This window comes from Oleiphilus sp. HI0117 (assembly GCF_001635235.1).
Genome location: NZ_LWGA01001501.1, coordinates 1 through 931, shown reverse-complemented (window position 1 = coordinate 931; position 931 = coordinate 1). Strand labels below are relative to the sequence as shown.

General features: G+C 43.0%; 2 protein-coding genes. One reads left to right on the top strand and one right to left on the bottom strand.

From position 1 onward, the window contains the following. Positions 1 to 777 (top strand): transposase (locus tag A3757_RS24775; RefSeq protein WP_197470303.1); only part of this gene is annotated, 777 nt, incomplete at its 5' end. Position 778: 1 nt separating this feature from the next. Here A3757_RS24775 and A3757_RS28230 read toward each other — a convergent pair. Then, the gene (locus tag A3757_RS28230) at positions 779 to 928 is read right to left on the bottom strand and encodes an RsmD family RNA methyltransferase (protein ID WP_369819614.1); all 150 of its coding nucleotides are present in this window, start codon (positions 926 to 928) and stop codon (positions 779 to 781) included. Positions 929 to 931 lie beyond the last annotated feature (3 nt).

Sequence of the window (931 nt, the reverse complement as noted above, 5' to 3'; positions counted from 1 at the left end):
GTAGTACTGATGGGCGCTATCGATATTTTCTTCTTCGGCCTGGCAGGTATTACCATTTGGGCGATTCAAATGATGTGGATCCCGGTATTTGCTGCGGGTGTTATCAATGGTGTCGGCCATGCAATCGGCTACCGGAACTTTGAGTGTAAAGATGCCTCCCGTAACATCAGCCCCTGGGGCTTTTTTATTGGTGGCGAAGAACTTCACAATAATCACCACACTTATCCCAACTCCGCCAAGCTATCTGTTAAACCCTGGGAATTCGACATCGGCTGGTTTTATATCAGAATATTAAGCGCCCTTGGTTTAGCAAAAGCACGCAATATCCCACCTAAGCCAATAAAAGACAGTCACAAGCTGGAGCTTGATAAGGATACGGTGATGGCAATTATCCACAATCGCTTTTATGTTTTATCCCAATACCATAAGAATGTCATGATTCCGGTTATCCAAGCACAAAAAGCCAAGATGCAGGAACAAGAAAAAATTATGTTTAAAAAGGCCAAGAAGCTTCTCGTTAGAGAAGAAAATTTGGTTAAAAGTACTGAGAAAAGCCGAATCAATGAAATGCTTGACCACGACGTGATGATCAAGACCATTTATGAGATGAGCCAGGCTCTTCAAGATATTTGGAAAAAACACCCCGGTAGCCGCTTTCAAGAAAAGTTAAACGAGCTTTCTGAATGGTGTAAACAAGCTGAAAAAAGCGGCATCGAAAGCCTCGAAGAATTTGCCAAAAGTTTAAGACATTACTCTCTAAGTGCTGCAAAAGCCTAGATCAGATCTGGTCGCTAGCTTGTCGTTGATACAATTGATAACTGACTTGCCCGGCGACCTTTTCTTTCATCAGTTGCCAATCTTTCGGAATTGCAGGTAAAACGCCTTCTTTTTCCTGCTCCAGATAAATCACCGCCCCTTTAGCGAGTATCTC